The 3,507-nt window shown below is 71.6% G+C and carries 3 protein-coding genes; 2 read left to right on the top strand and 1 reads right to left on the bottom strand.

Translation table 11 applies throughout. The features are described from left to right. Positions 1-131 precede the first annotated feature (131 nt). Complete coding sequence (locus ACZ573_RS38345) at positions 132-998, bottom strand: metallophosphoesterase family protein (RefSeq protein ID WP_471313577.1); 867 nt, start codon at positions 996-998, stop codon at positions 132-134. Between the two features lie 276 nt (positions 999-1,274). Here ACZ573_RS38345 and ACZ573_RS38340 point away from each other — a divergent pair, with 276 nt between their 5' ends. Both ACZ573_RS38340 and ACZ573_RS38335 read left to right on the top strand, forming a co-directional pair. Further along, complete coding sequence (locus ACZ573_RS38340) at positions 1,275-2,249, top strand: nucleotide disphospho-sugar-binding domain-containing protein (protein WP_471313573.1); 975 nt, start codon at positions 1,275-1,277, stop codon at positions 2,247-2,249. Positions 2,250-2,418: 169 nt separating this feature from the next. Further along, positions 2,419-3,507, top strand: a 1,089-nt coding sequence (locus tag ACZ573_RS38335; protein ID WP_471313571.1) for a beta-ketoacyl synthase N-terminal-like domain-containing protein, incomplete at its 3' end; no start/stop codon positions are given.

Below are 3,507 nucleotides of genomic sequence, written 5' to 3'. Positions count from 1 at the left end.
CTTGCCCTTCGCGTGCTGGGTCTCGGTCGCACGGTCGCTGGGGCCGCGCCTCGCCTGCTCACGCAGGGAGTGCAGCTCGGCCACGCGCCCTCGGGTCCCGTTCGCCGAACGGGTTCCGGGGTCGAGCACAGTCATCTCTTTACCTCCAGCGTCGGGGTCTGCCGCAAGATCTGCACGGGAAGGGCCGGCCGGCCCGCACGCCGCTGCCACTCCCGGGGGTAGCCCAGCGAGACTTCCTGATGAGGCACTCCCTGCCACCAGAGCAGGCGGGGGATGTGCAGGTGACCGTAGACCACGGCGGCGGCCCGGAACCTGGCCGGCCAGTCGGCGGTCGCCTCGGTGCCGCACCAGAGCGAGAACTCGGGGTGGTGGAGGATCCTCGTGGGCTCGCGGACCAGCGGAAAGTGGTTGACCAGTACGGTCGGCAACTCGTCCGGTACCGCCGCCAGTCTGCGCTCGGTCGACTCGACGCGGGCCCGGCACCAGGCCTCCCTGCTCGGGTAGGGGTCCGGGTGCAGGAAGAACTCGTCGGTGCACACCACTCCCGCCGCCTCGGCGCGCGCCAGGGCGGCCTCCTTGGTGGATGCGCCCTCGGGCCGGAACGAGTAGTCGTAGAGGACGAAGAGCGGCGCGATCACGCAGGGGCCGCCCTCTCCCTCCCAGACCGGGTAAGGATCCTCGGGCGTGACCACCCCCAACGTCCGGCACATGTCGACCAGATGCTCGTAGCGGGCCACGCCGCGCAGCCGCACCGGATCGTCGGGCGAGGTCCACAGCTCGTGGTTGCCCGGTACCCAGACGACCTTCGCGAAACGTTCGCTCAGCAGTCGCAGGGCCCGCTCGACATCGGCCACGTTCTCGGCGATGTCTCCGGCGACCAGGAGCCAATCCGCGTCCGACTCGGGAAACAGCCCGTTGAGGACGGCGTCGTTCTCCGGGTACCGGATGTGAAGGTCGCTGACGGCCAGCAGCTTTCCGCTGCGGGGTTCGTCGGTCATCGAAAGCTCCGTCCACCCGTGAAGTGGGGAAGGAAAGGAAATGGGTGCGGCATTCGCCAAACTAGAACCGGTCGGCGAGGTGCTGAACCCCTAGCTTTCCCGATGGGCGGCGCACGGCGCCATCCCGCACGGATAAGGGTGGGGTGCGCGTTCATCTAGGGGTGGTTCGGCAAGAGGCGCGGGGCGACCATGAGGCCGACCGACCCCGAACACGCCAGTGCCCCACGAAAAGGGCACTAACCCACACCGCCCGCCCGGCCGCTGGAGAGACCGTCTATGCGCGTTCTGATCGCCACCCCTTCCTTGACCGAGCGACTGCACAACCTGGTGCCGCTGGCCTGGGCGCTGCGCGCCGCCGGGCACGAGGTTCAGGTCGCCGCGCCGCCGGCCTTCACGGACCACGTCAACCGGACCGGGCTCGTCGCGGCCGCCTGGGCGGGCGAGGGCGCGGCCGAGACGCTGGCCCGGCGCACCGCCGCCTTCCGGGCCGACCTGCTTCTGTGGGACGAACTCGCCACCGCCGCCGGCGACGTCGCGACCGCGGCCGGCATCCCCTCCGTGCGGATACTGGCTCCCGGGTCGGCCCCCGAGGACACCCGCACGGACATCCGGCTCACCATCGACCCCACCCCGACGGCGCTGCGCGCGCCCCTCGGTCCCGGCCACCGGCGGATGCGCCACGTGCCGTACGCGGGCCCGGCGGAACTCCCCGCCTGGCTGCGGAAGCTGCCCAAGCGGCCCCGGGTCGCCGTGACGCTGAGCAGCGAGAAGACCCCGGTGCTCGACGTGTTCCAGGCCCTGCAGGGCGTGGACGCCGAGGTGATCGCGGCACTGCCCGCGGACCGCATCCCCGACGGGACGAGTATCCCGGACAACATCAGGGTCTTCGAGGCGGCCCCTTGGATCGCGCTCGCGCAGTCCAGTGCCGCCGTCGTCCACGACCACGGTGTCCGGCGGATGGCCGACGTACTGGCCTACGGACTGCCGCAGTGCGTGCTGCTCGGCGAGGCCGCGGGGACGGACCCGGACACGGCGGACCGCACCGTACGGGCGGCCCGCCGGCTGGCCGAACACGGGGCGGGCCTGGCTGTGGAGGAGAGCCACCTGGGCGGCGAGGCGGTGCGGCGGGCGGTCGAGGCACTGGTGCGGGACGCGGAGCCCGGCGAGCGGGCGGCGACGCTGCGCGCGCAGGAAGAGGCAGGGGTGCCCAGCCCCCGCGAGCTCGTCGCCGTGCTGGAAGGCCTTCTTTAGGGGCCCGGTCAACCGGTTAGGGGTTGGGGTCGGATATCGCCGCTGGGTAGCGTCGCAGCGTGGTGGCCCCGCCCATTCCGGGTTGAAATCGAGAGCCACGACCCGGGCGGTGGGAATTCCGCTCTCCTTTCTTGTGAGACTTCGGACTACTTGGCGTGGGGGATTTACGGTGACCAGCGAGGAAAGACTTCTCGACTACCTCAAGCGGGCTACTACCGACCTCCGCGACGCCCGCCGCCAGCTCCGGGAGAGCGAGGGGCGCAACGGCGAACCGATCGCCATCGTCGGCATGGCCTGCCGCTATCCCGGCGGTGTGGAAACTCCCGACGATCTGTGGGATCTGGTGGCCGATGGCCGGGACGGCGTCGGCGAACTCCCGCGCGACCGAGGCTGGGACCTGGAGGGGCTCTACGACCCGACGGGGGAGCGGCCCGGCACCAGCTACACGCGCGAAGGCGGATTCCTCTACGGCGCGAGCGAGTTCGACGCCGGCTTCTTCGGCATCAGCCCGCGCGAGGCGGTCACGCTGGATCCCCAGCAGCGGCTCATACTCGAGGCCTCCTGGGAGGCGCTGGAGTCGGCCGGCATCCCTCCGGCCACTTTGAAGGGCAGCAAGACCGGCACGTTCGCCGGGCTCATGTACCACGACTACCCGGGCGCCGCGAGTGTCGGCAGTGTCGTCTCGGGCCGGGTCGCCTACACGCTGGGTCTGGAGGGTCCGGCCGTCACCGTCGACACGGCGTGCTCCTCTTCGCTGGTCGCCCTGCACCTCGCCGCCCAGTCCCTGCGGCGCGGCGAGTGCTCCCTGGCGCTCGTCGGCGGAGTCACCGTCATGGCCACGCCCGAAACCCTCGTCGGTTTCAGCGAGCAGCGCGGGCTGGCCCGTGACGGCCGCTGCAAGTCCTTCGCGGCGGCGGCGGACGGCACCGGCTGGTCCGAGGGGGTCGGCGTGCTGGTCGTGGAGCGGCTGTCCGAGGCCCGGGCCCGGGGGCACGAGGTGCTGGCGGTGATCCGGGGCAGTGCCGTGAACCAGGATGGAGCCAGCAGCGGCCTGACGGCACCGAACGGGCCTTCGCAGCAGCGGGTGATCCGGCAGGCGCTGGAGTCGGCGGGGCTGACGACGGCCGATGTGGACGTGGTGGAGGCGCACGGTACGGGTACGACGCTGGGTGACCCGATCGAGGCGCAGGCGCTGTTGGCGACCTACGGTCAGGGCCGGCCGTCCGGCCGTCCGCTGTGGCTCGGTTCGGTCAAGTCG

This window comes from Streptomyces sp. NPDC040545, assembly GCF_055595065.1.
Note: the sequence above shows the minus strand (reverse complement) of the source record. Positions and strands in the feature narration are given on the sequence as shown.